22 protein-coding genes are annotated in these 25,252 nt (G+C 34.6%); 9 read left to right on the top strand and 13 right to left on the bottom strand.

Annotation, left to right across the window (positions count from 1 at the left end):
• Positions 1–11: 11 nt before the first annotated feature.
• Both DXU93_RS08225 and DXU93_RS08220 read right to left on the bottom strand, forming a co-directional pair.
• Positions 12–857 (bottom strand): class I SAM-dependent methyltransferase, encoded by an 846-nt coding sequence (locus tag DXU93_RS08225; RefSeq protein ID WP_116880803.1) that lies wholly within the window; start codon positions 855–857, stop codon positions 12–14.
• Complete coding sequence (locus tag DXU93_RS08220; RefSeq protein WP_116880802.1) at positions 857–1,444, bottom strand: DUF3109 family protein; 588 nt, start codon at positions 1,442–1,444, stop codon at positions 857–859. The genes DXU93_RS08225 and DXU93_RS08220 overlap by 1 nt, the downstream gene beginning before the upstream one ends.
• A 99-nt stretch (positions 1,445–1,543) precedes the next feature.
• On the opposite strand from DXU93_RS08220, the gene DXU93_RS08215 reads away from it, so the two are divergent.
• From DXU93_RS08215 to DXU93_RS08195, 5 genes are all read left to right on the top strand, one after another.
• Positions 1,544–2,200: a YceI family protein gene (locus DXU93_RS08215; protein ID WP_116880801.1), complete on the top strand. Its 657-nt coding sequence runs from the start codon at positions 1,544–1,546 to the stop codon at positions 2,198–2,200.
• Positions 2,201–2,354: 154 nt separating this feature from the next.
• On the top strand, positions 2,355–5,051 hold the full coding sequence (gene porW / locus DXU93_RS08210) for a type IX secretion system periplasmic lipoprotein PorW/SprE (RefSeq protein WP_116880800.1): 2,697 nt from the start codon (positions 2,355–2,357) through the stop codon (positions 5,049–5,051).
• Between the two features lie 15 nt (positions 5,052–5,066).
• Entirely contained in the window at positions 5,067–5,489 is a 423-nt protein-coding gene (locus tag DXU93_RS08205; RefSeq protein WP_116880799.1) for a bactofilin family protein, read from the top strand.
• Complete coding sequence (locus DXU93_RS08200; protein WP_116880798.1) at positions 5,489–5,734, top strand: AtpZ/AtpI family protein; 246 nt, start codon at positions 5,489–5,491, stop codon at positions 5,732–5,734. Before DXU93_RS08205 ends, DXU93_RS08200 begins: the two co-directional genes overlap by 1 nt.
• Positions 5,715–6,095 (top strand): hypothetical protein, encoded by a 381-nt coding sequence (locus DXU93_RS08195; RefSeq protein ID WP_116880797.1) that lies wholly within the window; start codon positions 5,715–5,717, stop codon positions 6,093–6,095. Before DXU93_RS08200 ends, DXU93_RS08195 begins: the two co-directional genes overlap by 20 nt.
• A 2-nt stretch (positions 6,096–6,097) precedes the next feature.
• Here DXU93_RS08195 and rfaE2 read toward each other — a convergent pair whose 3' ends face one another.
• The 3 genes from rfaE2 to DXU93_RS08180 form a co-directional block, all read right to left on the bottom strand.
• Positions 6,098–6,610, bottom strand: a complete 513-nt coding sequence (gene rfaE2 / locus DXU93_RS08190; protein WP_116880796.1) for a D-glycero-beta-D-manno-heptose 1-phosphate adenylyltransferase — start codon at positions 6,608–6,610, stop codon at positions 6,098–6,100.
• Positions 6,588–7,643, bottom strand: a complete 1,056-nt coding sequence (locus DXU93_RS08185) for a lysylphosphatidylglycerol synthase transmembrane domain-containing protein (protein ID WP_116880795.1) — start codon at positions 7,641–7,643, stop codon at positions 6,588–6,590. The genes rfaE2 and DXU93_RS08185 overlap by 23 nt, the downstream gene beginning before the upstream one ends.
• A 133-nt stretch (positions 7,644–7,776) precedes the next feature.
• A complete protein-coding gene (locus tag DXU93_RS08180; RefSeq protein WP_116880794.1) occupies positions 7,777–9,414 on the bottom strand; it encodes a T9SS type B sorting domain-containing protein in 1,638 nt (545 codons plus the stop codon).
• Between the two features lie 198 nt (positions 9,415–9,612).
• Here DXU93_RS08180 and DXU93_RS08175 point away from each other — a divergent pair, with 198 nt between their 5' ends.
• Positions 9,613–10,539: an LpxD N-terminal domain-containing protein gene (locus DXU93_RS08175; protein ID WP_116880793.1), complete on the top strand. Its 927-nt coding sequence runs from the start codon at positions 9,613–9,615 to the stop codon at positions 10,537–10,539.
• Positions 10,540–10,636: 97 nt separating this feature from the next.
• Positions 10,637–11,878 (top strand): PP2C family protein-serine/threonine phosphatase, encoded by a 1,242-nt coding sequence (locus DXU93_RS08170; RefSeq protein WP_116880792.1) that lies wholly within the window; start codon positions 10,637–10,639, stop codon positions 11,876–11,878.
• Here the strand turns inward: DXU93_RS08170 and DXU93_RS08165 are convergent.
• From DXU93_RS08165 to DXU93_RS08145, 5 genes are all read right to left on the bottom strand, one after another.
• Positions 11,875–12,318, bottom strand: coding sequence for a hypothetical protein (locus DXU93_RS08165; RefSeq protein WP_116880791.1), 444 nt, complete (start codon positions 12,316–12,318; stop codon positions 11,875–11,877). The genes DXU93_RS08170 and DXU93_RS08165 overlap by 4 nt on opposite strands.
• 24 nt (positions 12,319–12,342) lie before the next feature.
• A complete protein-coding gene (lptB, locus tag DXU93_RS08160) occupies positions 12,343–13,074 on the bottom strand; it encodes an LPS export ABC transporter ATP-binding protein (protein WP_116880790.1) in 732 nt (243 codons plus the stop codon).
• 43 nt (positions 13,075–13,117) lie between these two features.
• On the bottom strand, positions 13,118–15,568 hold the full coding sequence (locus DXU93_RS08155; protein WP_116880789.1) for a DUF5686 and carboxypeptidase-like regulatory domain-containing protein: 2,451 nt from the start codon (positions 15,566–15,568) through the stop codon (positions 13,118–13,120).
• A gap of 71 nt (positions 15,569–15,639) precedes the next feature.
• Positions 15,640–16,437 (bottom strand): twin-arginine translocase subunit TatC, encoded by a 798-nt coding sequence (gene tatC / locus DXU93_RS08150; RefSeq protein WP_116880788.1) that lies wholly within the window; start codon positions 16,435–16,437, stop codon positions 15,640–15,642.
• A 116-nt stretch (positions 16,438–16,553) separates the two neighbouring features.
• Positions 16,554–19,898 carry a T9SS type B sorting domain-containing protein gene (locus tag DXU93_RS08145; RefSeq protein ID WP_116880787.1) on the bottom strand — a complete coding sequence of 1,115 codons (3,345 nt, stop codon included), beginning with the start codon at positions 19,896–19,898 and terminating at the stop codon, positions 16,554–16,556.
• 142 nt (positions 19,899–20,040) lie between these two features.
• Between DXU93_RS08145 and DXU93_RS08140 the strand changes: the two genes are divergently transcribed.
• Together DXU93_RS08140 and DXU93_RS08135 are read left to right on the top strand one after the other, a co-directional pair.
• Positions 20,041–20,580 (top strand): T9SS type A sorting domain-containing protein, encoded by a 540-nt coding sequence (locus DXU93_RS08140; protein WP_116880786.1) that lies wholly within the window; start codon positions 20,041–20,043, stop codon positions 20,578–20,580.
• Between the two features lies 1 nt (position 20,581).
• Entirely contained in the window at positions 20,582–21,625 is a 1,044-nt protein-coding gene (locus DXU93_RS08135) for a hypothetical protein (protein ID WP_116880785.1), read from the top strand.
• A gap of 30 nt (positions 21,626–21,655) precedes the next feature.
• Here the strand turns inward: DXU93_RS08135 and DXU93_RS08130 are convergent, their stop codons facing one another.
• Genes DXU93_RS08130 through DXU93_RS08120 form a run of 3 tightly spaced genes read right to left on the bottom strand, consistent with a single transcriptional unit; the run spans position 21,656 to position 25,105 of the window.
• A complete protein-coding gene (locus DXU93_RS08130) occupies positions 21,656–22,912 on the bottom strand; it encodes a M16 family metallopeptidase (protein ID WP_116880784.1) in 1,257 nt (418 codons plus the stop codon).
• Complete coding sequence (locus DXU93_RS08125) at positions 22,905–24,149, bottom strand: M16 family metallopeptidase (RefSeq protein WP_116880783.1); 1,245 nt, start codon at positions 24,147–24,149, stop codon at positions 22,905–22,907. The genes DXU93_RS08130 and DXU93_RS08125 overlap by 8 nt, the downstream gene beginning before the upstream one ends.
• Positions 24,149–25,105: an NAD(P)H-dependent flavin oxidoreductase gene (locus DXU93_RS08120; RefSeq protein ID WP_116880782.1), complete on the bottom strand. Its 957-nt coding sequence runs from the start codon at positions 25,103–25,105 to the stop codon at positions 24,149–24,151. The genes DXU93_RS08125 and DXU93_RS08120 overlap by 1 nt, the downstream gene beginning before the upstream one ends.
• Positions 25,106–25,252 lie beyond the last annotated feature (147 nt).

Below are 25,252 nucleotides of genomic sequence, written 5' to 3'. Positions count from 1 at the left end.
TTTGTTTAATCTTAATTTTTGTAGGCACGAAGTAAATGTCCGAAAAACATATCTTTACCCGTATAGGTTTTTTTCCACAACTCTGAAAGTTCAACTTTTTCAAAATGTTTTTTTGCGAAATAATTAATCTCTTTCAATTTTACTTTTGGCGAGTAAGTGTTGAGAATCAATAGCCCACCTGGTAATAATAGTTTTGAAGCAATTTCAATTAACCCTTCTAGTTTCTGTTCTATTTTCCACTTTTCCTTTTTCGCTCCGATTCCCCATGCTGGTGGATCCATAACGATGAGGTGATATTGATTTCCACGTTTTAAAGCTCGTTCGGCAAATTTCATAGCATCTTCATGTATCCACCGAATGTCTTCAAGTTGAGAATCCTCCATGTTTGTTCTCGCCCATGAAATAAGTTGTTTAACTGAGTCTACATGTGTTACATCAGCACCTTTTGATTTTCCAACTATAGATGCAGCACCAGTATAGGCAAAAAGATTCAGCATTTTCATGCCTGGAGATAGATGTTTTAAAATCAGATTCCAGTTGGTCGCCTGCTCTGGAAATAAACCTACGTGCTTGAACTTAGTTGTTTCTAAATTGAAGGTAAGGTCTTTAAATTTTATTTTCCAATCTTCAGGAGGAAGTTTTTGTCTTTGTATCCATTTTCCTGCGGTATTCCCTTTTGGGACGAACTCTAAATGTGCTATTTCATTCCATTCTTCAACTGGCATACCTGGTTTGAAATAAGCTTGACGTTCAGGTCTGATGGTGACAACATTGCCCCAACGTTCAAGTTTTCGCTCATTCCCAGCATCGATCAATTCATAATCAGACCAATCTTCACTATATGTTTTTTCGGCCATTAGTTTTCTTCGTTGTGTTTTTGTAATTCTTTGTCAACTTCCTTTAATCCTTTAAAAAAATCATCTCCATAAGCACGGATTAATGGTTCTTTTAAAAATTGATATACTGGAATGTTTAATGTTTCTCCTAAAACACAACCTGGTTTACAAATGTCGATTTCCTCGTAGTTTAAGGCCGTAAAACTTTCGTACTTTTTAGCGCGAATAGGATAGAGTTCACAAGAAATTGGCTTTTTCCAATCCACATCTCCATTTCTGTAAGCTTGTTCTATGGTGCATTTTGTTGTTCCATCAGGATCGTATGCTACAAAGGCACATGCTCCACCTTCAACTAAACTTGTTACAGGTTCATTGAAACGGTCGAGGTAAGAAACACCATCTTTTTCGACTTTCTCAATTCCTTCTTTTGTCATGTATGGTTTAACCTTTGGAAAGATATCCTCCATGATCTTGATTTCTTCTTGGGTAACAGGAGCACCATCATCTCCTTCAACGCAGCAAGCGCCTTTACATTTTGATAAGTCACAAACGAATTTACGTTCGAAAATCTCATCAGTTACTATTTTATCGTCAACTTCTATTAACATGCTGCAAATTTACCGAAAGCAATTGACCCAACATAAAAATCAACCTGTGAAATTGAAGGATGATTTACTTTTCTTTATATATTTAACAAAAAAAGAATTATGAAGAAAAATATGAAGTTTTTGTCTGTAGCTTTAGTAGGGTTAATCATGGCAAGTTGTTCAGGAGAAACGAAAACAAGTGAAGCTGAAACTAACGAAGTTGAATCAAAAAAGCCGGTGACATGCATGTATAGTTACTCTTCAGAAAATACGGAGCTTAACTTTACAGCATACAAATTTTTAGGAAAGACAGGTGTTGGAGGAACATTTACCAATGTAATTGTAAAAGGTGAAGAAAGTCAAAATGCTCAAGAAGTGATCGAAAGTTTGAGTTTTAAAATTCCAATTTCAAGTATTAGTACGAAAGATGAAGGTCGAGATGCTAAAATTGAAGAACATTTCTTTGGTACAATCAATACATCAGAAATCACAGGTGAGGTTGTAGGATTGGATTCGCTTACCAATACAATGCAGTTGAAAATAACAATGAATGAAGTGAGTAATGATATTACAGCAAAATATACTTTAAAAGATGGTGTTTTTACAATCGATGCTGAAATTGATGTAAATGATTGGAACGGAAATCCTGGTATTGTAGCATTAAACGAAGTGTGTAAAGAACTACATACGGATGTTGCAAATGGTGATACAGAGTCTAAATTATGGCCAGATGTTTCTATTTCATTTAGCACTGAATTGAAAGAGAAGTGTGATTAAAATAAATCAACATAAATTTAAAAATGCCAGGGGTAACTCTGGCTTTTTTTGTATAATGAAATAAATATCAAAATTTAATAATATTTTTGTGGGTTTTGAGTTATTTATATCAAGTGAATCAATTGTTTGGTATTACTGGGAGTAGAAGAATTTTATGAAACGAATAAAACATAAGCGAATATCACTTGGAATAATAGCCGCATTTTTGGCTTTTTTAATCATTCTAGGTAGTTGTTCAACAGAAAAAAATACGTTTATTAATCGTACTTACCACAGTACGACTGCAAAATACAACGGTTACTTTAATGCCAAAGAACTCATACGAATGGGGCTGGAAGATTATCGTAAAAACTATAGAGAAGATTATAATGAAATTTTACCGATTGAATTGATGCCTAATGAAGAGGATGTTGTCGATTTTTATCCTATTGTGGATACAGCAATCGTTAAATGTCAAACTGTGATTTCTAAACACAGTATGCCAACTTCTTCAAAGCCTTCTAAAAAGAAAACAGAGCATGCCAATTGGATTGACCAAAACTGGTTTATGATCGGTTATGCCAATTATATTCGTCGCGATTATGATAGAGCTTTAAATAATTTTGAATACATCAGAAAGTTTTACTTAGATCGACCTAGCACATACACAGGGCACTTGTGGGAGGCGAAAACTTATATTCAGATGGGGAAGTTGTCTGAGGCGACAAGGTCATTACAAAAGTTGTCTGTTCGCACCAACAAGGTCATTTCATCTGATGAGCAAAAGAAAAAGAAGAAGAAAAAAAAGAAATTAAAATATGTAAAAAGTAGCAGCGACGATGAGGAAGCACCAGAACTTCCAAAGGATTTTGATTTTGAATTTGCGAAAACGAAAGCCATGTTGGCTTTAGCAAAGGAAGATGAGAAAGTTGCTATTGATGAACTGAGAGAAGCTTTAAAAGAGGCGCCATCAAAACAAGATAAAGCAAGGTTGAGCTTTATTTTAGCACAATTGCTTCAAGAGGCTGGAGATCCAGAAGCAAGGGAATTATACACACAAAGTATTAAAAAGAATGCACCGTTTGAAATGAGCTTTAATGCCAAAATCAATCGTGCTGTAGTGAGCGACCTTGATGATCAAGTGATGATTGAGGAATTGGAAGATCTTGCGGAAGAAGAAAGATACATGGAGTTTCGTGATCAAATTTACTTTGCAATGGCGAAAGTAGAATTGGGGCGTAACGATAAGGAAATGGCAAAATACGATTTATCTAAATCCGTATTCTATTCTTTAAATAATCCAAGACAAAAAGGAGTGAGTTATGAAAAGTTAGGAGACATCTCTTTTGAGGATAAAAACTATGTTTTTGCGCAAAGATATTACGATAGTTCTTCTCAGGTAATACCAGAAACTTATTACAATTATGAAGTTATTAAGAATAAGGCCGATAAATTAGAGAATCTCGTACGTGATATAGACATCATTACTTTTGAGGACAGTGTTCAACGCATTGCTAAAATGGATGAAAAGTCTCGTGAGAAATTCATAAAAGATGTAATAGCAAAGATTCAGAAAGAAGAGGAAGAGCGTAAAAAACGTGAAGCCATTCGTGCAGAACAATTACGTGAACTTCAACAAACATATGCTGAGCAAAATCAGCCGGGAGGAAGTAAATGGTATTTTTCAAATCCTAAAGCCAAAAAAGAAGGTGTTGAAGAATTTAGAAGAATTTGGGGGCAAAGAGAAAATGAAGATTATTGGAGATTGTCGAATAAACCCGCAAGAATTGCTTTCAATAACCTAGAAAATGACTCTATTCAAGGTGATTCTTTAAATCTGGAAGGTATAGAAAATGAGGAACTAGCCGTTGAAGATTTAACTGTTGATGCCTTGATGAAAGATATTCCATTAACGGACTCGATGATGGCTGCAAGTAATGAGAAGTTGCTGAAGTCATTGTATAATTCTGGAATGATTTATAAAGAACAACTTGATGAAGTTCAAATGGGAGCAGTTCAGTTTCAACGTGTTTTAGATCAAGATGTTGAAAATGAACACAATGTAATGGCAGCATTTCAATTGTATAATATCAACCAAGCAAAAGGAAGTTCAGGACAGTATAAAAATTACATTTTGAATAACTATCCGAATTCAGATTATGCCAATTATTTAAGAGATCCTGACTACTTTATCAAGAAAAAAGAAAGAGATGCATTAGCTTTAAAAGATTACTTAAGGTCCGTAACACGTTTTGAACAAGGATTATATTATCCTGTAATTTTGAAAGCGGACAAAGTTATTGCGGATGAACCGAATAACCTTTACAGAAAAGAATATTTCTTATTGAAAGCAATGGCAATGGGACAAATCAACAGTGACAAAACCTCATTGTTGCCTGTTTTGGAGCAAGCTGTAGAAGAATATCCAGATACTGAAGTCGGAGCAAAAGCAAAGACGTATATTCAGTTGATCAATGAAGGTGTTCCTCCATTTGAAGAGTTTAACTTTGAAAGCACTGAGCTTTTTGCCTTAGATTCTAAAACATATTATGTGTTGATTTTTATTAAGGATGGACAAAACAGTAACAGTTCAGCGAACAGTGTTTCTAACTTTAATAGAAATTACTTTAGTCGATTGAGGTTAACAACATCAGAAGAGCTTTACGGTAAGGATACAGAAATTGTTATGGTAAAGGATTTTAAAACTTCGGGTGAAGCAAAACAATATATTAAAGACTTTAAGAGAACGAAACAGTTTATTGGAAACATCAAAGATAATGAGTTGATGTTTATTTCAAGAGAAAATTATAAGGTTGTAATTCAACAACAAAAGTTGAATGAATATAGAGAATTTTACAGTAAAACGTACTAAAAAAAATACAGTATAATGTTTAAAGGAGATAAAACAAAGCCAGAGAGCCCAGACAGATTAAACCGATTGGTTTCTGGGACGAAAATTACAGGAGATATTTCTGCAAACAGTAGTTTGCGTATTGATGGTGAAGTATTGGGGAATATCGAATGTAATGGAAAGCTAGTTTTAGGACAAGAAGGTCAAGTTAATGGAAATATTGTAGCCACCGAAGTTGAAATCGATGGAAAAGTAGAAGGGAATATCAATGCTGAAATTTTACTTGTTTTACACGAAACTGCAGTGGTTGTTGGGGATATCTTTACTGGTAGAATTGTGATTGAAGATGGTGCACAAATCGATGGAAATATCAAAACAGGTGATCAAAGCAAAAAATTGAAAAAAGGAATTGGTCGTACCAACGGTAAAAAAATCGAAACTTCTGAAGTAGTATATTAATGAAGGACAAAAAGGAGAATAAAAAACGAATGAATAATTATGTTCGTTTTTCTAGTGTAGCCATTCAAATGGGGATAGTGATTACTATTGCAGCCTTAGGAGGTGACTATTTGGATGAAAAGCAAGAAAATGATTTTCCGATATGGACACTTGTACTAACATTAATTGCCATTTTTGGATCGTTATATCAGGTAATTCGAGCAGTGATTAAAATGAGTAAAGAAAATGACGATTCTAAAAGATAATCTACTATTTGGTGTGTTTTTTGCCGTTTTGGCACTTATTCACAAAACCTTGTATTCTTTTTTTCCAGAACTGTATTTTGGTGATGAAATAATACTTTCATATGCGTTACTATTTATCCTGAATAGTCTAGGTTCAACACTTTTTCATCTTGGCAATAATGGATCGTTTAAGGTAGACTTTGCTCAATTGTATTTGGCTTTTACCACTATCCAAATGTTGGGCTGTTTTGCCTTTGCTGCATTTATTAAGATTGGTTACCCTGAAAATGCAAAACCTGCTTTAATTCAGTTTGTTATTTTGTTTTTCTGTTCGTTAATTTTTCAAACGATTTACTTCGTAAAAACAAGAGTAAAACAGTAATTCTATTTCAATCTTTCTATAATTCTTGTCGTCGAGAATCCTTCTTCCAGATCAATTGTGTCGACAGTACCACCAGCCGCTTTAACTTCTTTAGCACCTACAATGTATTTTGGATTTGATTCATCTTCTATATCAGCATCATAGTCTGCACCTTTAATTAAAATTGAAGGCTCAATTGTTTCAATGAGTTCTTTAGGAGTATCATTTTCAAAAATAACAACCAAATCAACGACTTCTAAGGACGCAATCACAAGTGCACGAGATTGCTCATCGTTTACAGGTCTATTTGGTGCTTTGTTTAATCTTTTAACACTGTCATCGGCGTTTACACCCACCACAAGATAATCTCCTTTTGAAGCTGCTTTCGCAAGATAAGTAATGTGTCCACGATGTAAAATATCAAAACAACCATTGGTGAAAACCACTTTTTCTTCGTTGTTTTTCCACGAAGAGATTACAGTTTTTGCTTCTTCTTGAGAAACTAATTTATGTTTAATGTGCTCCCATTTTGTCATCACTTTCTTTTTTATAATTCCTTGGTAATAATACCAAAGAGATTAAACCTAATATGATCATCATTATTGTTTGAGATAACCATATAATCATTCCTAATGCTTTCCCAATTCCTTCGGCATGTTGTTGGGCTTCAAATTGATCTCCAATAAAATAAATCACTACAATTCCTACCAAGTAAGGATATGCACCAATTCCTCCGCTTGTAAACATTAAGCCAAAAGTTCCAGCGATAAATCCAATTAAAACACCATTTATAGGGAAGTCTTGTGTTTGTTCAAATGCTTTAAAACAAATGCCGAAAAAGAGGAGGTATAAAATCCATACCATCAAAGTATAAAAGATAAATTGAAATGGATTTTTAGACTTTAAAATACTAAAAACACCATTTAGGACATCTTTTACGAAATCAATAATTTTATTCCTGAATTTCTCAACTTTAAACCATAAGATAGCGAATACGAGAATTCCTCCAGCAATAACTGAAATGATACTATTAATAATCCACTGACTGCTTTGTGCTTCTTTACCAGCCTCTGGAGCACCATCTACAATGATGTCTTTTACAGCAATTAAATCGTCAAAACTTAATATGATTGTGGCCAAAAATATGATTCCCAGCATGACCAAGTCAAACATTCTTTCAGCGATTATGGTTCCAAAACTTTTCGAAAATGGAATTTTATCAGTTTGATATAATAACGCTGGTCGTGTTGCTTCTCCTGCTCTTGGTATTAAAAGATTAACCAAATATCCGACCATCATGGCGTGATATCGGTGCCAGAAATTGGTTTTGAAACCGATAGGTTCAAGCATATACTTCCATCTGTAGGCACGTATAAGATGACTCATGAAGCCAAGTAACATCGAAAGAAAAATCCAAAAATAATCGGCTTCCTTTATGGCTTTAAAAAAGATCTCTTTTGTTGGCTCGTCCATTGCATTGTAAAAATGCCATGTGAGATAAACACCAATCACCAATGGAATAACCACTTTGGCAACAGAAATGATTTTTTTATTGAAATTTTTCGCCATTCTATATTTTAAAGAGCAACGAAGATAAAATTTTCTTGGGAATTATCTTTGTTTAGAAAATTAAACTCATCATCAAAAAGCTCAAAAATCAAGTTCTTGAATGGTAAGACAATAAATAAGAATGTTCTTTTAGTTATCGAGCAAGTTGTATAAAACCTTGTTCCAATTTTTCTTGCCCAATAGAATTGGTTATTATCATTTTATAAAAGTAGCTACCATCACCACATTCAACACCAGTGTTTTTATTTTTCCCATTCCATTTAAAGTCTTTATCTGTGCTTTCAAAAACAACATTTCCCCAACGATTGAGGATAACTACTTCCAAGTCTGAAATACTCTCCGAATTGATTAATTTGAAATGATCATTTTGAAAATCTCCATTCGGTGTAAATACATTTGGAATTTCATAATCTAAGGAAGGAGAAGAAATGGTTATCGTAGAGATGAAAGTATCAGTACAATGATTTGCATCGAATGCTGTCAAAATAACCTCATAAACACCAGGTTCCGAGTTTGGAAAATGATGAACTGGTGAAACTGTATTGTCTAAACTTGAATTGTCGCCAAAATCCCATAGGTAATCTACAGCATTTATCGATTCATTTGTAAAGCTAACCATTGTGTTCTCGGTTGTGGTAATCGACGGAGATGCAGTAAATTGTGCAATTGGTTGACTGATTCCTACAATAACAGAAGCACTATTCATGCAAGGTGCAGTGCCCAATGAATAAACGTATTCACCAGCATTCATTGTTTGTGGATCAAAAGTTCCAAGGTCTCCATTGGTTAAAGGTGATGGTCCTGTCCAAGTACCATTTTTATCTGGATTTCCATTAAGTAAATCGAATAAATTTGAAGGGTTATCTGTCCTACAAAAGTCAATTGAATTGTCATCTCCTGCATTGCCTATCGCTGTGTTTGTTACAGTTACACTTGCAGTTTCTTGGCATGGTGCAGAACCAACAGTATAGGTGTATGTTCCCCCAAGCATTGTTGCAGGATCAAATGTTCCTTGATCACCATTTGATAAGTTTGAAGGACCCGACCATGTTCCTCCACCTAGTGGGTTTCCTCCCAATTGATCAAACAAGTTAGTAATTGGTGAAGTAGAACAAATGTTTAAAACACCATCTTCACCTGCACTTTGAGAACTACATGTGACTGTGATGTCGTCTATCTTCCAATATTCTGTCGAAGACCAGCATTGTACAGAAATTCGGATTTGTAAGTTAGAACCATTGGCAGGAATACATCCTGTAGAATAAACTTGAGAAGGAACATCGTCTGAAGCAATAACATTTATCCCAGCACAAGGTCCAGAACACATTGAAGAATTCGCAGGATCTTGCCACCCTGTTCCATCTATATTGTATTGAAGTCTAACCCAGTCAGCTGAATTACATCCTGTTCCACAAGCTTCCATAGTTCCTTGACTCTCGATGTTTAAGCTAATTTCAATGTTGCCACAATTGGATATATCTATAGCGTCGTCTGTGTTCCAAAATGCTTCTCCATTGGTGTCTTTTCCTTCAAAAACGCCAGATTTAGTTTCCCAATAATCACCGTTAAGGCAAGATGGACAAGAGGAAGACCAATCTACTCCATTTGCAGTTCCTGAAGTAGAGCCGTCAGCACCATTAAATCCTTCATAAAATAAAATTTGTGATTGAAGGTTTCCTGAAGTTAACAAGAAGATAAACAGGATGAATTTTGACGCGTTCAGAATTAACGCATTGAAGTAGGGAATAGATAGCTTACGAAATTGTTGCATCGAAAATACTTTATTTAATTTTTTCAAAATGCAAATAAACCACTTTTTATTCAACTACATCATTAACGAATTATTAAAATTGGTTTTCATTCTAAGATCCTTTACTAACAGATAAAGGCTAATAACTATTTCTTGATTTGTAATTTGTGACCTCGAATCTTTTTAAATTTACTAATTGATCTAAATTTAATTTGTGTTATGAAATTACAGACTCCAAAAAGCCTTAAAGAAATAGCAGAATTACTGAACTGTAGTTTTGTTGGAAACCCTGAACATCAGATTCTTGGATTGAATGAAATTCATTGTGTAGAAGAAGGAGATGTGGTTTTTGTTGATCATCCAAAGTATTATGACAAAGCACTCAAAAGTAAAGCCACAACAATTTTAATTGACAAGGAAGTTGAATGTCCTGAAGGAAAAGGATTGCTGGTTAGTGAACAACCTTTTGATGATTTTAACAGATTGACAAGACACTTTAGACCAACTCAATTCTTGAATGGAAATGTTGGTGAGCATACAAAAATTGCAGAATCCGCTCAAATTTACCCAAATGTGACTATCGGAAACAATGTGATTATTGGCGAGAATGTAGTGATTTACCCTGGAGTTGTGATTATGGATTATACCATCATTGAAGAGAATGTTGTAATTGGAGCCAATACCGTAATCGGTCATTCAGCATTTTATTATAAGAAAAAAGAATCTGGATATGATAGGTTACATACATGTGGAAATGTAATTCTTAAAAAAAATGTAGAGCTAGGAGCCATGTGTACTATTGATGCTGGAGTAACAGCTTCCACGATAATTGGTAAAGGATCTAAATTAGATAATCAAGTTCAAATTGGTCACGATACGGTTTTAGGAGCAAATTGTCTTTTGGCTGCAAATGTTGGTATTGCTGGTTGTACAGTCTTGCAAGATAATGTAACGATGTGGGGACAAGTTGGATGTGCAAGTGATGTTGTGATTGGTGAAAATGCTGTTGTATTGGCGCAATCAGGAATATCAAAAAGTTTAGCACCAAACAAAACTTATTTTGGAAGTCCTGCAAAAGATATTCGTCTGATGTATCGTGAAATGGCTGCTTTAAGAAAGTTACCAGAGATATTGGAGAATATGTAATCCTATATTAATAATGATTATTTCTAGTACAAGACCTTTATAAAGAATTCAAAACTGATGTCCATTAGTTTTGGATAATGAATGGCGATAGATTGAAATGAAACGAGATGCCACAATAAAAGCAATCAAGGAAGAACTCAAGTTTAAAGACTTTGAGTTAAATTCTTTATTGGAGATAACGAAAGGAATCAATTCGAATCAATCATTGGATTATCTTTTGTCAGTTTATGAATACATCCTTAAAGAACAACTAGGATTACAAAAATTTGTATTGTATAAAAAGCAAAAGACTTGGACGCAATTGATCAAAACAGGGATTCGTGGACATATCAATGAATTGAATATTGAAGAAGATTTATTGCGCTTTAAGAAAATTACTTTAATTGAATCTTCTAGCAATAAAGGATTGAATCAGTTTGATGTGGTCATTCCCGTTTACCATCAAAATAGAGCGCTAGCATTTCTATTGCTAACAGAAGATGCCCGTGGTAACAATGAACTCAATTTTTCAAGTTCAATTAAGGAGCTTTCTTTTATTGAAACGCTGACCAATATCATAGTTGTGGCTATTGAGAATAAGAGAATGACGCAATTAGGCCTGAAGCAAGAACGCATAAAAAAAGAGTTAGAAGTCGCCTCTGAAATGCAAAAATTATTGTTTCCAGATGATTTGCCTTCTGACAAGCGTTTTGATTTAGCAGCAACCTATACAGCACGTCATGAAGTCGGTGGAGACTATTATGATTTTATTCGAATCAATGACGATGAATTCTTTGTTTGTATTGCTGATGTTTCGGGGAAAGGGGTGGGAGCAGCAATGTTGATGGCCAATTTTCAAGCAACTATTCGTACCTTATTAAGTTTTGAAAAATACGATTTGGATTATTTAATTCATGAATTAAATCGAAAGGTTATTCATGCAGCCAAAGGAGAAAAATTTATCACCTTCTTTATCGGGAAATATAATTCGAAAACTAGGAAATTTCACTATGTCAATGCAGGCCATAATCATCCGATTTTGACAACCGGTAAAAAAGCACAGTTCCTAGATCGTGGTTCAATAGGCTTAGGAATGCTAGATGAAATTCCTTTTATTGAGTCTGATGAAATTGAGATTCAACCTAATTCAACATTGATACTTTACACAGATGGAATTGTTGAGCTTCAGAATAGCGCAGGAGATTACTTTGAAACAGATCGATTGATTAAATTAATTCATAGTTTTTACCCTCTTAAAATGGAGGACCTAAACAATTTAATCTTTTCTAAACTAGATGAATTCAAAGAGAAAGAAGACCTGGTTGATGATACCGCAATTTTTAGTTGTCGCTTCTTTTAATTTCTATCTACTTCATAAATTACTTCATCATAATATGACGGAATACTTTCTGTAAGTACCCAATTGTTAATGGTTGAGTTGTTTTTGCAGGTTTCGCACTCAGTAATTGAAATATTATAAATGATTGTTGAATCGCTTTTGTTGAGTGTAATATTTCTGTCGTATCCAGAACTACATGATGCTGTTGTGGTCAAAGAAAAAACAGCGTATTTAGAAAAATTTACTGGACTATAGTTTAATCCACCATCAAAACTCACTTCAATAAGTTTATCGTAATTTGATTGATCAGTGATGTAATTCTCTCCCGCTTGGTATCCTATTACTTTCACAATAGCGTCTTCTATTATTTCACCACCATGGCTGTTAGTTGGGTCACATTTGTTACAAGATGTAAAGAAAAGAGCAACTGCTAATAATGTGAATAATAAAGACTTGTTCATGATTTAGTTTTTTGTACAAATATATTATGATTTTTTTCTCAGTTCAAAGTTTTGACCTAAATAAACTTTTCTAACCTGTTCATCAGCAGCTAATTCCTCTGCTGTACCTGCTTTAAGAATATTACCTTCAAAAAGTAAATACGCACGGTCTGTAATCGAGAGGGTTTCTTGTACATTGTGGTCTGTAATTAAAATCCCTATGTTTCTTTTTCTAAGATCAGCAACAATAGACTGAATATCTTCAACGGCAATTGGATCGACTCCTGCAAATGGTTCGTCTAGCAAAACGAACTTTGGGTCAGTGGCTAATGCTCGAGCAATTTCTGTTCTACGTTTTTCTCCTCCTGAAAGAGCAGATCCTTTGTTTTTACGTACATGATTTAATCCAAATTCAGAGATTAATTTTTCGAGTTTAGCATCGCGTTCCGCAGCATTTAGTTGAGTCATTTCTAAAATAGCCATGATATTATCCTCAACACTTAATTTTCTGAAAACAGAGACTTCTTGCGGTAGGTATCCTACACCATATTGCGACCTCTTATACATAGGTAAACGCGTGATGTCTTCTCCATCAAGGTGAACCGTTCCCTGATCAGGTGTTACTAAGCCCACAATCATATAGAAAGAAGTTGTTTTACCTGCTCCATTTGGACCTAATAAACCAACAATTTCTCCTTGGTTGACTTCAATTGAAATCCCTTTTACAACCTTTCGACTTCGGTATGATTTAGTTATATTTTTTGTATATAATTTCATGCTTCAATTATCATTTTCACACTGTTGTTTATCTCATTATTGCTTAGAATCTAATTCTAAATTTAGCTCTTATGCCAATTGGTGAAACTCCTGGATCTAGATGAGTAATTCTCCAAATAGCATCAACTCTGAAAACTTTAAAAATATTTTCAATTCCTAAGGCTGTTTCTAAATAGGGTGTGTTACCAAAAGACTTCGTATTGTTTGGAAGTAACATTTCTGTACTCTGGTTTTGTGATATCTGACCCCAGACAGATTTTGCAGATGCGACAAACCTCCATTTTAATTTTCTAACCAATGGAATTCTATCAAAAAATAATCCATTGAAATGTTGTTCTGCAGATGCTCCAACATAACGGTCTGAAATAAACTCAAAATATTCCATTCTATTGTGTGCTGCAGATTGGAACCAATAGGTTTGCGAACCCTCATGTATTTTTAAAAATGGATAAGCCGCTTGTCCAAAAAATGCTCCTCCGTAAATTTCATAATAGAGCTTACCTAGAATTCCTAATTTTGGACTGTGGCTTAATTTTAATTCAAGCTTTTGATATTCATATTCAGAACCCAATACTCCTTTTATTCCTAAAACTCCTTCTAAACTAATTGCAGGATATTTAGAACCAACTGAAATCCTGTCAAAAGTACCAGAAATAAACTCTTCATTTTTTGCGTATCTTATTTTTAAAGAAGTTTCAAAGGTCGAGATATCATTTACATCTTGATAACCTAGAGAAGAAGTCGGCCTATGAAATTCTGTTTCCCCTAAAGCTTCTAGATTTTTCCATTCTGCTCCCGCTGTAATGATAAAGTTTTTTCCTACATCCTTTTCTAGTTTAGCTCCAAATTTCTCTGTTAAAATTAATTGGTTTAATGGTTGGGTTCTGAAAAGAGAACCTAGTGCTCCATCAATAGCTTCAGCATTGCTAGCCATTCCTAATTGTTGAACATCATAGTCGTAAAATAGGTTTAGCATTCCTCTTTTCTTTGGAGTGATGTTGTAGCGAATACCACCGCCATATTTAAATCGTTGATCTAAATAACCATAAGCTAATTTACCTGAAAACTCTATTCTTTCACTAAAATCATTTGAGGTACGCATTTGAAGTTGATTCCTGAATCCTTCAACTGTATTGTAACTAATCAAACTTTTAATGTTTCCTAATTCAAAATTCCCCATTGGATAAAATCCTGTGGTAACTAAAAATGTGAAGTTTTTAAAGGCCTTGAAGAGTGGAACTTCATTCAATGAGTCTATCATTGTTTCTATATTTTCCTCCTGTTTGTTTAAAGGGACATGTCGGTGTTTTTTCCAATATTCTTCGGATCTATTGTTGGCACCTTCTTCAACAACTACATTCTCACTTGCACGATAAAAGTCTGGAGGATATGGAGTATTAATCACAAAATTTTTCCTTGTGGTAAGTTTACGACCATAAAACCCTAATAGTTTAGAGCTTTCTAAAGCCTTTAAATCAACAATTAGTTTATCTGAAGTCATCATCCAAACTTCTTTTTCAACCTGCTCAAACTCCTGTTCTAAGTAAAATCCATTGACATAGTTAATATTTGCATCTTCAGCAACAGTTGCAGACCAGCTTTTTACAGCATAGGTTGTGTCATGAATCCACATTTCTCCTGTAAAAGTTAAATCTCCTTTTCTTTTAGGTTCAAATGACAATTTATAACACCATTGATTTCCGATAAATGCACTGTCTTTCAAATAAAGTGTATAGTAGGCGCGACCAAATCCTGCGATTGGACTAATGAAAGATTTGTCAAAAATACCGATGTAATTATCGTAAACATTGATGTCTTGATACATTTCTCCAAGAAACTGATTGACTTCAAGATTATTTACTCCAGTTATTCTTGATGCTTTAATTACTTCCTTTTTCTTTTGTGGATTTGTTCTGAAATAGAAATCTGAAAGTGATTCTGTTAATATTAGTGGGAGGTATTTGCCACCATCCATCGTGTCAAGATAATCCATGACAAGATCTAGGTTTTGGACAATTTTTCTATCTTCAAATTGATCCCCTATATTGTTTAAATCTAATTGGATTTTATTGTAAGTTTCATATTCGTATGCACCTAGTTTTTCTTTGTTGTTTATCGGTTTATTGTTTACAATTCTACGATGTAAAACTGTTGATGGTTTTTCATCTGGAGCGGTAATGAATACTTCATCAGTTACCTGTGTCACTGGTTCCAATTGGAAATTGATTACCTGTGAATGGTCTAATTTCACATTTATGATTTGAGTTTCAAAACCTGAAGCGCGCACAATTAAAGAGTCTGTAGCGTAATACGATTCTAGGTCAAATTTTCCATCAAAATCAGTTTCTGTTCCAATTTTAGAATCTTGAAAAAACACACTTGCAAACGGTACAGGTTCACCAGTTTCCTTCTCAGTCACAATACCTGAAACGCCTGTCTTTTGGGCGATAAGTAGAGTGGATGAAAAAATGAATATGAGTATTAGGATTTTCATGCAGTACTAAGTTAACTATATTGAATAAACCCTACTTAGAAATTAATATTTTTTTTGAAAAAGACCTTCTTTTATTTTCCTTGTTCCGCTTTTAGTCTCTTGCGATCAACGCGAGCACTGATTAAAATTCCAATTTCGTAAAGTAAAATAATCGGTATTGAAACAATAACTTGACTAATGAAATCAGGTGGTGTAATTAATGCTGAAAGGATTAAAACTCCTACAATTGAATGTTTTCGGTATTTTCTTAAAATTGGTGCACTCAGTAGTCCGATTTTTGTTAAAATGTAAACGACTACTGGAAGTAGAAATAAGAGTCCAGTGAAAATAACACTTGAGATAATCAGAGACATAAAACTCGCAATCATCCATATATTTTCAAATTCAGTGGATAAAGAAAAGACACCGAAAAATTGAATACATAAAGGAGCAACAACTAGGTAACCGAATACAACTCCAATTAAGAAGAGTAGCGTTACATAAAATGTAATTCCTCTTACTTCTTTTTTTTCATTGTACTTTAATCCAGGTTTTACAAAGCCCCACATTTGATGGAAAACAAATGGAAAAGCAATGATAAATCCTCCTACGACTGAAAGCAAAAGCGCTGTTGTAAATTGTGACCCAACTTTGTTGGATTGGAATTTTATGGGAATGTCATCCATGCAAATGCCCAAATATTCACACATAAACTGAAAGGAAATAAAACTTGGCTTAGTCATCGAAATGAACATGTTTTGAATAATCCATTCTTTGAAAAACCACATTACTATCCCGAACACAAGAATTGCAACTACTGATTTTACGATCCTCCAACGTAGCTCTTCAAGGTGAGCTAAAAAGGACATTTGTTCATCTACTTCTTCCATATCAATAACTGAATATAGCGTTTGTTTTATTGTTTAAAACGCCTTTCTGATTATGTTATAATTTCACAAAGATAAGATATGAATGGTATTTTTTCTAACATATGCTAAAAACAATTTTAATCAACATTTCTGTAGTCTAAAAGTGTTACATGTCCATGTCTTACAACTTCAATTCCGTTACCGTCCCTTAAGGATAGTCTATAGATATAAACCCCTTCATTGGCAAAGCGAGATTGGTCTTTTAGCCTACCATCCCATCCTTCATTTGGATCTGATGTTGTAAAAATGACTCTTCCATACCTGTCGTAAATTTCAAATTGATAGTCGTCAATTTGTCTTTGCCTTGTTTCAGGTTTGAGGATTGGATTTTTTCCACCCAAAGTAAATGCGTTAGGGATATAAATTACCGGAGATATAACTGCACATACAAAATTACTTTGGCTAACATCTTTTATTCCGTATTGATTACTGGCTTCCTCAGCTTCCACATAATAACAAATTTTACCTTCGCTTTCTTCACCAAGAGACGAAACATTGTCAGTGTATGTTCTCACATTATAGGGTAATGTAACGATAGGCGATGGGTCGAAAATACCATCAACTGATCTGTAAATTTTATAGCGCGATAATCCACCAATAAATTCCTCATATGGTGTCCACTGTAAGGTGTTCTTTTCTTGTAATTCGTCTGTAATTACATTTAAGAAAATAGTTTTTCCAATGTTTGAAATCGAGGTAACTTGATTACAAGTGTCAATAGTTTTAGTGCGGTATGTATATGATCGTCTATCAGTTTCTAATAATGGATCTTCATCTATGAAAACAATTTCAGTGTAAATACTAAGTGTTTGTTCTTCTATAAACTCAAATTGTTGTGTTGATTCATTGTAACGCTCTAAAACGATACTTTGCGCACCATCATTTAAAGATACTTTATGTTTGATTTCGATGTTTTCCCCATCTACACTAGCCGCTCGTAAATATGAAATTCCTGGGCCTTGTCCAGATTCCAATGTGACTGTGTCTTTATTTGAAAAAGAAATAACTCCTTGGTCTGAAACTGTTTCTACAACTACAATCAATTCATCACCTATGTTCATCGGTGTGTTGAAGGCATTGGCTTGTGTTTGTCCTAATTCTTGCCAAGCTCCACCATTGGTTTTGATGTGTATTTTATGCGTTGAAATTGCGTTGAATCCATTGTAGCCTGTCCAATTGATGTTTAATAATCGATTACAAGCATCAATTGAAGTTCTGATGTGATTTGTGGTATGTGGATCAGCTTTTGCAGATGTTTGATAGGTTGGAGGAACGTTTGAAGTATAACATGAGTCGAAAGCCGCAATAGAATATTGGAACGGTCCATTTTCTAGGTTTTCTGTATGCGTATAGCTTGTATTTGTTCGTCCAAAAACAGTGTCTATTTCTACTAAGTTTCCATTTAAATCCCTTTGATAAACGACATAACCGTAGGTGTCTTCTTGTTTATTTGTATCCCAATTTATGGTAATGTCATTGCTTAGGGAGTCAATGTTAACATTTGTAATCACAGGAATATCTGGAACTATTTTATCTTCAAAAGTGTCTCCAACTATATTACTTGTGAAATCACAGAAGTCTGTTGGTAAAACAATCTGATAATTCAAAAATTCTTCACAAACTGATATGGTATCAAAATAAACGCTTGTGTTGTATGGAACAGAGTCTATGAGTGACCAAGTACCCATTGGATATTCTTGGTAGATGTGGAAATAATCATTGAAATGACTTAATTGAGTTGGGGATGGAAGGTTCCACTGTAACACGGCTTCACCATTTCCCGGGTTATTTAAGTTGAGGAAAATGTTTTTCAAAGTATCAGAAGATCGTAAAGTATTTCCTCCACATCCCGAATTTACCGTTACAAAGTATCCATCGACGTTGCCCGCTCCAGGATTTGATATAGTTTCACTTGTTGTGTTGATGTTAGGATATGTATTGTAAAAACCACCACTTAAACCAAAAAGATCATAGCTATCAAAATCACCATTTGGATCATTCACAGTATTCCAGTTAATGGTAATATCGCCGTTTGGAGCAGTGGTAATACATGTAATTTCAGGAGCTTCAATTACACTTCTGTTTTGTACATTAACAGTTACAGTAACATATCTCGCTTTAGGTGTTGAGCAGTAATCATCTTTAACTTTAAATACAAAGACATAGGGAATTAAGTTTTGAGGTTGCCCAGAAGCACCAATCAAATGATCACATGTTGTTTGCCAGTTAAATCCTAAGGTGGCTCCTTGAACTCCTGTTACCGACGGTGCATTGTTCAAAGTGGCACATGGAGTAGTGATACATCCAGCATTTGCATTTGTAAACCCTGCGCCATACATTAATCCTGATGATGAAATAGTTACTGATTGAGGTGAACCATCTTGAAGGTTTTCGATATCTATTGCTTCAATATCAAAATTGATTAAATCTCCTGCATAAATTGTTGTATCGAATGATGTTCCACCTGCAAATGGAGGTGTGACAGTAGGAGGGGAGTTGTTCCCAATACATGAACTAACAATCAATTGAATTTCTCTTTCGACGGTGGCGATTTTTACGCCATTTCTATAAGCATCAACCATTACTTTGGTTGCAAAATTTCCTTGCGTAAATGAAGTGAAGCTAATAGCACCGTTTTGCGGGTTGAGTTGTGCCGCTTGATTGTTCGGATCGAATGTGTTATCGGGAGTAGGATTGTTAAATGAAAATCCCGGTTCGAAAGGAACAGGTGCTGGATTTGTTGGTGGATTGTATGTTCCAGTAGGAAAATGATCTAAAGGTGATCCCCAACGAAAATCAAGAGAATCTAAATCTTCATCAACTCCATTTGGGTTGAAATTATATTCTTCTCCAGTACAACTCACAACATAAGGTGATTGTAGAAAAGTTGGAGAATTATCTATACATCCTCCTGTTGCTCCAGGAATAGGAAACATCGTCGCCGTTAATGTTACTCCGTAGGTGTTCGGAGAGGTAATGTTTGTGAGTGCTCCACTTCGAGAAAAATTCTGATAAGTAAAATGCCAACCATTTGCAGGAGGAAAACCATTAAGTGTAATAGGATTACTGCGGTATAAGATTTCTTCAACCGCTCCAATTCCGTTTCCTCCACTAGCTCCTGTGCCGCAATCAAAAGGCAGGTTTCCCATTGAAGGAGTACAACTCGGTGAAATATCGGTTCTACTCATAAAGTCAACTTGAACCTCAGTGATTGTTGGATGTCCCCAAACTTCCAGCGTTTCAAAATTTGTATTTACATCAAAGCCATTACAATCTCTAAAGAATTTTAATTCAAATACATAATCTCCATTTCCTTGGCATTTCCAAGTGATTTCTCCACCCATCGCATGTGTCGCATGTACAGATTGAATTTTAAATCCAAAAAGTAGAAAAAAGAATGTGAAAAATAGAAATCTATGCATCTGTTACTAAACGTGTTTTTCTTGTATTTATTATAACGTAAAAGTAATGATTTGCGTTGCTAAATTGTAGGTTTAATTCAGTTCTGTTTTTTTTATTGTCTATTTAATTATACTTTAGTCTTAGATTTGAACTACTATTTATATGTCAATGAAAGTAAAATCCGGAGTCTTTAAATATTTGGAAACTAGTGTTTATAGACTTCTTGTTGTGCTTTTTATTTCCTTTTCAATCAATGGAAACACTCAGGATATGATGAAGGGTTCTATTTCATCTTTAGGAGCAAACCTACTGACTTCGACAAACCAAATGTCTCAAGTTGTTGGTGATATTAATAATGACTTCAACGTTTACTCTGAGCAGTCTTTTAGTTCAGGATCGATGCATTGTTTCTTGATTTATAATATTTACAATGACCCTTCTGATGAAGGAGGTGATGGCTATGTGATTTTTCCTAATCCTACAAGTGACGAAATTAAAATTCTGTTTCACTCACCTTTGGAAAGTGATTACAAAATAGAAGTCTATGATGCCATTGGTAAAATCATTTTAAAAACAATGATGTACAAGGATTCCTTTGGGGTCACATTAGATTTTTCTCCTTTTGCAAAAGGCATGTATTCTGTTTATTTGATGAATATCAATGGAGAAAGAATTTTAGAGAAAATAATAAAAGCGAATTAAAATGAGAAATATACTATTGCTTATGTTGCTGACCCTTCTTGCAAGTTTTGTATTTGGTCAAGCTCCTCCTCAAGCCTTTAATTACTCTTCTGTAATAAGAGGTGATAACAAACAGGCGATTCCAAATACTTTGGTTTCTATTCGATTGAACATTAATAAAAGCTCGCCTTTCGGAACTTCGGTTTACAGTGAAATTCATACGCTTAAAACGAATAAGTTTGGAGTGGTTAATTTGCAAGTAGGGAATGGGGTTTCTAAAGTAGGTGTGTTTACTGATATCGATTGGGGAGAGGCAACATATTATTTACAAACAGAATTAGACGATGAAGGTGGAACTGATTTTGAAATGATGGGTTCCTCACAATTTCTTTCCGTTCCTTACGCCTTGTATAGTGGAGCTAGTGAAAATGATTTAAATGATAATGATACAAGTCGTACGAATGAAATTCAAGTATTAAGTGTTTCAAATGATACTATATTCTTGACGAATGGTGGTTTTGCAGTTCTACCTGCAGCGTATAGTGGAACAAATACTGATAGCCAAACCTTGAGTTATCATAACGATACAATTTCAATTAGTAATGGAAACAGTATTGCAGTTCCAGGTTTAGGTGGGGCTTCTACTCTAGGAAAGAAAATAGGATATAACAATGTGGCTACCGGAAGTGTTGCAAGTGGTTGGAGGGTTGTTCCTCATTTGACTTCCAGTGATACATTGCAATTGAATATTAATGTGAATGGTCCTCATGAAACTTTTATTGTTCATGCTGGATTCTTCTTAACAAATTTAGGGTCTACTGGTGGTGCATCAAAATCTGCCATTTGGGTTTACAATAGTTATGGATCAAAGGTGAGGTCTCAAACAATTTCAAATGAAACACATTCAAACGGACAGATGTTGGCAGGATGTGCTGGATCTATGATTTTAGCAGACCTTCCGCCTGGACAATATACAGTTCGAGTAATGCATGAGTTGACTTCGAATTCCAGTCCTGGAAACCTTTATTTCGAAGGTCAACGTCATCTATTGGTTAGACGATTTTAATGGTCTAACAGCATTAGTTAATAGTAAGGTTTACCCAGCACTCACAATCGTAAAGTCCTCCCAATTCAAATATAAATTGGCCAACTCTTTAACTTCGGCAGGTGTTATTGCATTGACTTGCTTGATGAATTCATCATAATATGAAAAGTCTAAACCGTAACTTTCAACTGAGATAAATCTGTCCATCATGGCCTGTGCTCCATCAGATTGTTCTAAAATTTGACCAATAATGTAGTTTTTCACCAATGATAGTTCCTTTTCACTTACTTCTTCAGTTTGTAAAAGTGTAATTTCTGCTGCAATCGCTTCTAGAGTCAAATCCTTAAATTCCTTCCCAACTTCTGTACTGATGAAGAAGTATCCAGTTTCTTTTAATTGTGCAACGCCAGAACCAATGCCGTAGGTATATCCTTTGTCTTCTCGAATGGATGTCATTAGGCGACTCCCGAAATATCCACCTAAAATGGTATTCACCACACTAAACTTAATAAAATCAGTATGTGTTTTGTTGAACAAAATTCTTCCTACACGAATTGCAGTTTGAACAGCTTGCTCTTTTTCAATGTGAATTTTGTTTGGAGTATAGCCATAATCGTAATCAATTGTTGTGAATTCTTCCTTGCTGAATCGTTCTCCAAGGGTCTGTAGTTCCTTTAAATCTTCTTCAGAAATAGCTCCAACTACTTTGATGTATTGTAAACCTGAAAGATACTTTTCTTGGTGAAACTCAATTAAATCATTTTGTTCGATTTTATCGTAATCTTCTAATTGTGTTAAATCTCCGTAAGGTGAGTTTTTAAATAAATCACTTAAAAAAGCACGTCTTGCTTGCGTAGAAACTTTTTCCAAGCTAATCGCCATTTTCTTTTTCTTCGATTGAAGTAATTGGTTTATCTCCTTTGGATTAAAGTTTACGTTAATGATGGCATCAACAACTGTTTTTGTAATTGAAATGATGTGTTCCCTCAATCCAATTGCAGAAATCGTTGCTTTTTCTGTTGAAACCTCAATTCCAGTAAAGCCACCTAAACGATCAATTGCCTCTTCAATTTCATCGCTCGATTTTTCACCAGTTCCTGAGAGTAGAAGTTCACCTGTTAATTGCGCAATAATTTTAGAGGTTTTTAAACTTCCAGCGTCGAATACGAAATCCACACGAACCGTTTCGTCGTCTGTTTTACGCATACTATAAATATTCACCTTGTTGTTTAAAGTGTGAATTTCTGGTGATTGAAAATCTATATGATGTACCGTTTTTGTTTCGGGTGCAATTGTTCTATTAATCATTTATCTTCGCTTTAATAATCAGTTGTGAACAGTTTGTTTTTTGTAATATTTCGTTGGCTTTCTTCTGCAAATCTTCAACCGTGATTTTTTCATATTCTTCGGTTTCCGTATTGATGAGGTTGGCGTCACCTAACAATTCATTCATCGCTAAGGCCATGCTTTTATTTAATACACCTTGCTCAGAAAAAGCCTTTGTCGTTTTTACTTTATTGATGATTTTTTCTAATTCTGATTGTTCAATTAAATTAGATTTGAGCTCTTCAATGATCTTCCAAATTTCCTTGTCAATTTGTTCTAGAGTAGCATCATCACTTGGATGAACAGAAATTATTAAAAGTCCAGTATCTAAAGAACCCATTACATAGGCACTAATTTCTGTGACTAATTCTAATTCCTTTTTCAAACGTTTATAGAGTCGAGATGATTTTCCTCTACCAAGTACATCTGAAATTAAATCAGCCTCGTAATATCCGTCTTGACCTTTACCTGGCATTTTGAATCCATAAGTGTAAACATCTGAAGGGACTTCTCTCTCAATTGTTTTGGTTCTGAATTCTGTTTGTTTTGGCTCTTCTGGTAAATTTCTAACTTTCTTTTCTTTCGATGGAATATCTGCAAACCATTTGTTTACTAATCTTTTGACTTCTTCAAGTTCAAGATTTCCAGCGATACATAAAATGGCATTTCCAGGATGATAATGTGTATTGAAAAAGTCTTTCACTTCTTCCATTGTTGCTTCTTGGATATGTTCGATGTTTTTCCCAATTGTGGCCCATTGGTATGGATGTACTTTGTAGGCGAGTGGTCTAAACTCCAACCATAAATCACCATATGGTTGGTTTAAATAACGTTGTTTGAATTCTTCAATAACGACACTTCGCTGAACTTCTAAACTTTTTTCAGTAAATGCCAACGATAACATTCTGTCGCTTTCTAGCCAAAGTGCGGTCTCCAAATTTTGAGCAGGAACAACGTCATAATAATTTGTAACATCATTACTGGTAAATGCATTGTTTGAACCACCAGCTTCTTGCAAAGGACCATCAAAATTCGGAATGTTAACTGATCCTCCAAACATTAAATGCTCGAATAAATGCGCAAATCCTGTTCTTTCTGGAGACTCATCTCTTGCGCCAACATCGTAAAGTGTGTTGACAACTGCCATTGGTGTAGTTACATCTTTATGGAAAATTACGCGTAATCCATTATCGAGTTTAAAACGTTTAAATTCTACCATTAAAAATTAAATTTTTCGTTTGTTTGTTGTGCTTTTAATGCTTTTCTATAATCTGTAACAATCTCTTCAACGATTTGTGCGGCAGGTTGTACCTTTTTTATTAAACCTGAAACTTGTCCGATCTCTAATTCACCTTCTTCAAGATCTCCTTCAAACATTCCTTTTTTCGCACGACCTCGACCAAGAATTTCTTTTAAATCTTCTGCTTTCTTACCTTGGTCGTATGCTTCCACTAATTGTGAGTAAAATGCATTTTTAACTAAACGAACTGGAGTTACCTCTTTTAATGTCAAAATGGTATCACCTTCATTGGCTTCAACTACTGTGTTTTTGAAATTAATGTGCGCCGAAGATTCTTCAGAAGCTACAAAACGACTACCGATTTGAACAGCATCAGCTCCTAGGTTCATAGCGGCCAACATACCAATTCCGTTTCCTATTCCTCCTGCGGCAATCACTGGAATATCTAGTGCTTCTGCAACCATTGGGATTAAACAAAATGTAGTTGTCTCATCTTTTCCATTATGTCCACCAGCTTCAAAACCTTCTGCAACAATTGCGTCGACACCTGCTGCTTGAGATTTCAAGGCGAATTTTACACTCGAAACCACATGTACAACAACAATTCCATGGTCTTGTAAGTGTTTTGTCCATGTTTTTGGATTTCCTGCTGAAGTAAAAACGATGGGAACTTCGTGTTTTATAATTGTTTCAATATGTTTGTCGATATCTGGATAAAGCATCGGAAGATTCACTGCAAAAGGCTTATCTGTTGCCGCTTTACATTTTTGAATATGTTCATCCAGGATTTCAGGATACATACTTCCCGAACCGATGATTCCTAGTCCACCTGCATTAGAAACAGCCGAAGCCAATTCCCAGCCAGAACACCAAATCATTCCTGCTTGAATCAATGGGTACTTTATATTAAATAATGATGTTATTCTATTTTTCATAAAAAGAGTTTTTTCTATTTTAATGAGAAGCGTAAAGTTATTAGTAATATTTTGAAAAAGGTCATGTAATTGTAAAAAGACTTTATAGAATAAATTGTGATTAAAATTTATATTTAAATGAACAATTTTTTAGAGCTATTGTTAGCT

Source organism: Brumimicrobium aurantiacum (assembly GCF_003402975.1).
Lineage (GTDB): Bacteria > Bacteroidota > Bacteroidia > Flavobacteriales_D > Crocinitomicaceae > Brumimicrobium > Brumimicrobium aurantiacum.
Note: the sequence above shows the minus strand (reverse complement) of the source record. Positions and strands in the feature narration are given on the sequence as shown.

Bases quoted from the DNA above. Each gene is read 5' to 3' on its own strand.
- DXU93_RS08155 (WP_116880789.1), bottom strand. From the start codon at position 15,568: ATGAAAATCCTAATACTCATATTCATTTTTTCATCCACTCTACTTATC.
- DXU93_RS08205 (WP_116880799.1), top strand. From the start codon at position 5,067: ATGTTTAAAGGAGATAAAACAAAGCCAGAGAGCCCAGACAGATTAAAC.
- DXU93_RS08125 (WP_116880783.1), bottom strand. From the start codon at position 24,149: ATGGTAGAATTTAAACGTTTTAAACTCGATAATGGATTACGCGTAATT.
- DXU93_RS08135 (WP_116880785.1), top strand. From the start codon at position 20,582: ATGAGAAATATACTATTGCTTATGTTGCTGACCCTTCTTGCAAGTTTT.
- DXU93_RS08165 (WP_116880791.1), bottom strand. From the start codon at position 12,318: ATGAACAAGTCTTTATTATTCACATTATTAGCAGTTGCTCTTTTCTTT.
- DXU93_RS08225 (WP_116880803.1), bottom strand. From the start codon at position 857: ATGGCCGAAAAAACATATAGTGAAGATTGGTCTGATTATGAATTGATC.
- DXU93_RS08220 (WP_116880802.1), bottom strand. From the start codon at position 1,444: ATGTTAATAGAAGTTGACGATAAAATAGTAACTGATGAGATTTTCGAA.
- DXU93_RS08140 (WP_116880786.1), top strand. From the start codon at position 20,041: ATGTCAATGAAAGTAAAATCCGGAGTCTTTAAATATTTGGAAACTAGT.
- DXU93_RS08145 (WP_116880787.1), bottom strand. From the start codon at position 19,898: ATGCATAGATTTCTATTTTTCACATTCTTTTTTCTACTTTTTGGATTT.
- lptB (WP_116880790.1), bottom strand. From the start codon at position 13,074: ATGAAATTATATACAAAAAATATAACTAAATCATACCGAAGTCGAAAG.
- DXU93_RS08195 (WP_116880797.1), top strand. From the start codon at position 5,715: ATGACGATTCTAAAAGATAATCTACTATTTGGTGTGTTTTTTGCCGTT.
- tatC (WP_116880788.1), bottom strand. From the start codon at position 16,437: ATGGAAGAAGTAGATGAACAAATGTCCTTTTTAGCTCACCTTGAAGAG.
- rfaE2 (WP_116880796.1), bottom strand. From the start codon at position 6,610: ATGACAAAATGGGAGCACATTAAACATAAATTAGTTTCTCAAGAAGAA.
- DXU93_RS08180 (WP_116880794.1), bottom strand. From the start codon at position 9,414: ATGCAACAATTTCGTAAGCTATCTATTCCCTACTTCAATGCGTTAATT.
- DXU93_RS08120 (WP_116880782.1), bottom strand. From the start codon at position 25,105: ATGAAAAATAGAATAACATCATTATTTAATATAAAGTACCCATTGATT.
- DXU93_RS08170 (WP_116880792.1), top strand. From the start codon at position 10,637: ATGAAACGAGATGCCACAATAAAAGCAATCAAGGAAGAACTCAAGTTT.
- DXU93_RS08200 (WP_116880798.1), top strand. From the start codon at position 5,489: ATGAAGGACAAAAAGGAGAATAAAAAACGAATGAATAATTATGTTCGT.
- porW (WP_116880800.1), top strand. From the start codon at position 2,355: ATGAAACGAATAAAACATAAGCGAATATCACTTGGAATAATAGCCGCA.
- DXU93_RS08215 (WP_116880801.1), top strand. From the start codon at position 1,544: ATGAAGAAAAATATGAAGTTTTTGTCTGTAGCTTTAGTAGGGTTAATC.
- DXU93_RS08130 (WP_116880784.1), bottom strand. From the start codon at position 22,912: ATGATTAATAGAACAATTGCACCCGAAACAAAAACGGTACATCATATA.
- DXU93_RS08175 (WP_116880793.1), top strand. From the start codon at position 9,613: ATGAAATTACAGACTCCAAAAAGCCTTAAAGAAATAGCAGAATTACTG.
- DXU93_RS08185 (WP_116880795.1), bottom strand. From the start codon at position 7,643: ATGGCGAAAAATTTCAATAAAAAAATCATTTCTGTTGCCAAAGTGGTT.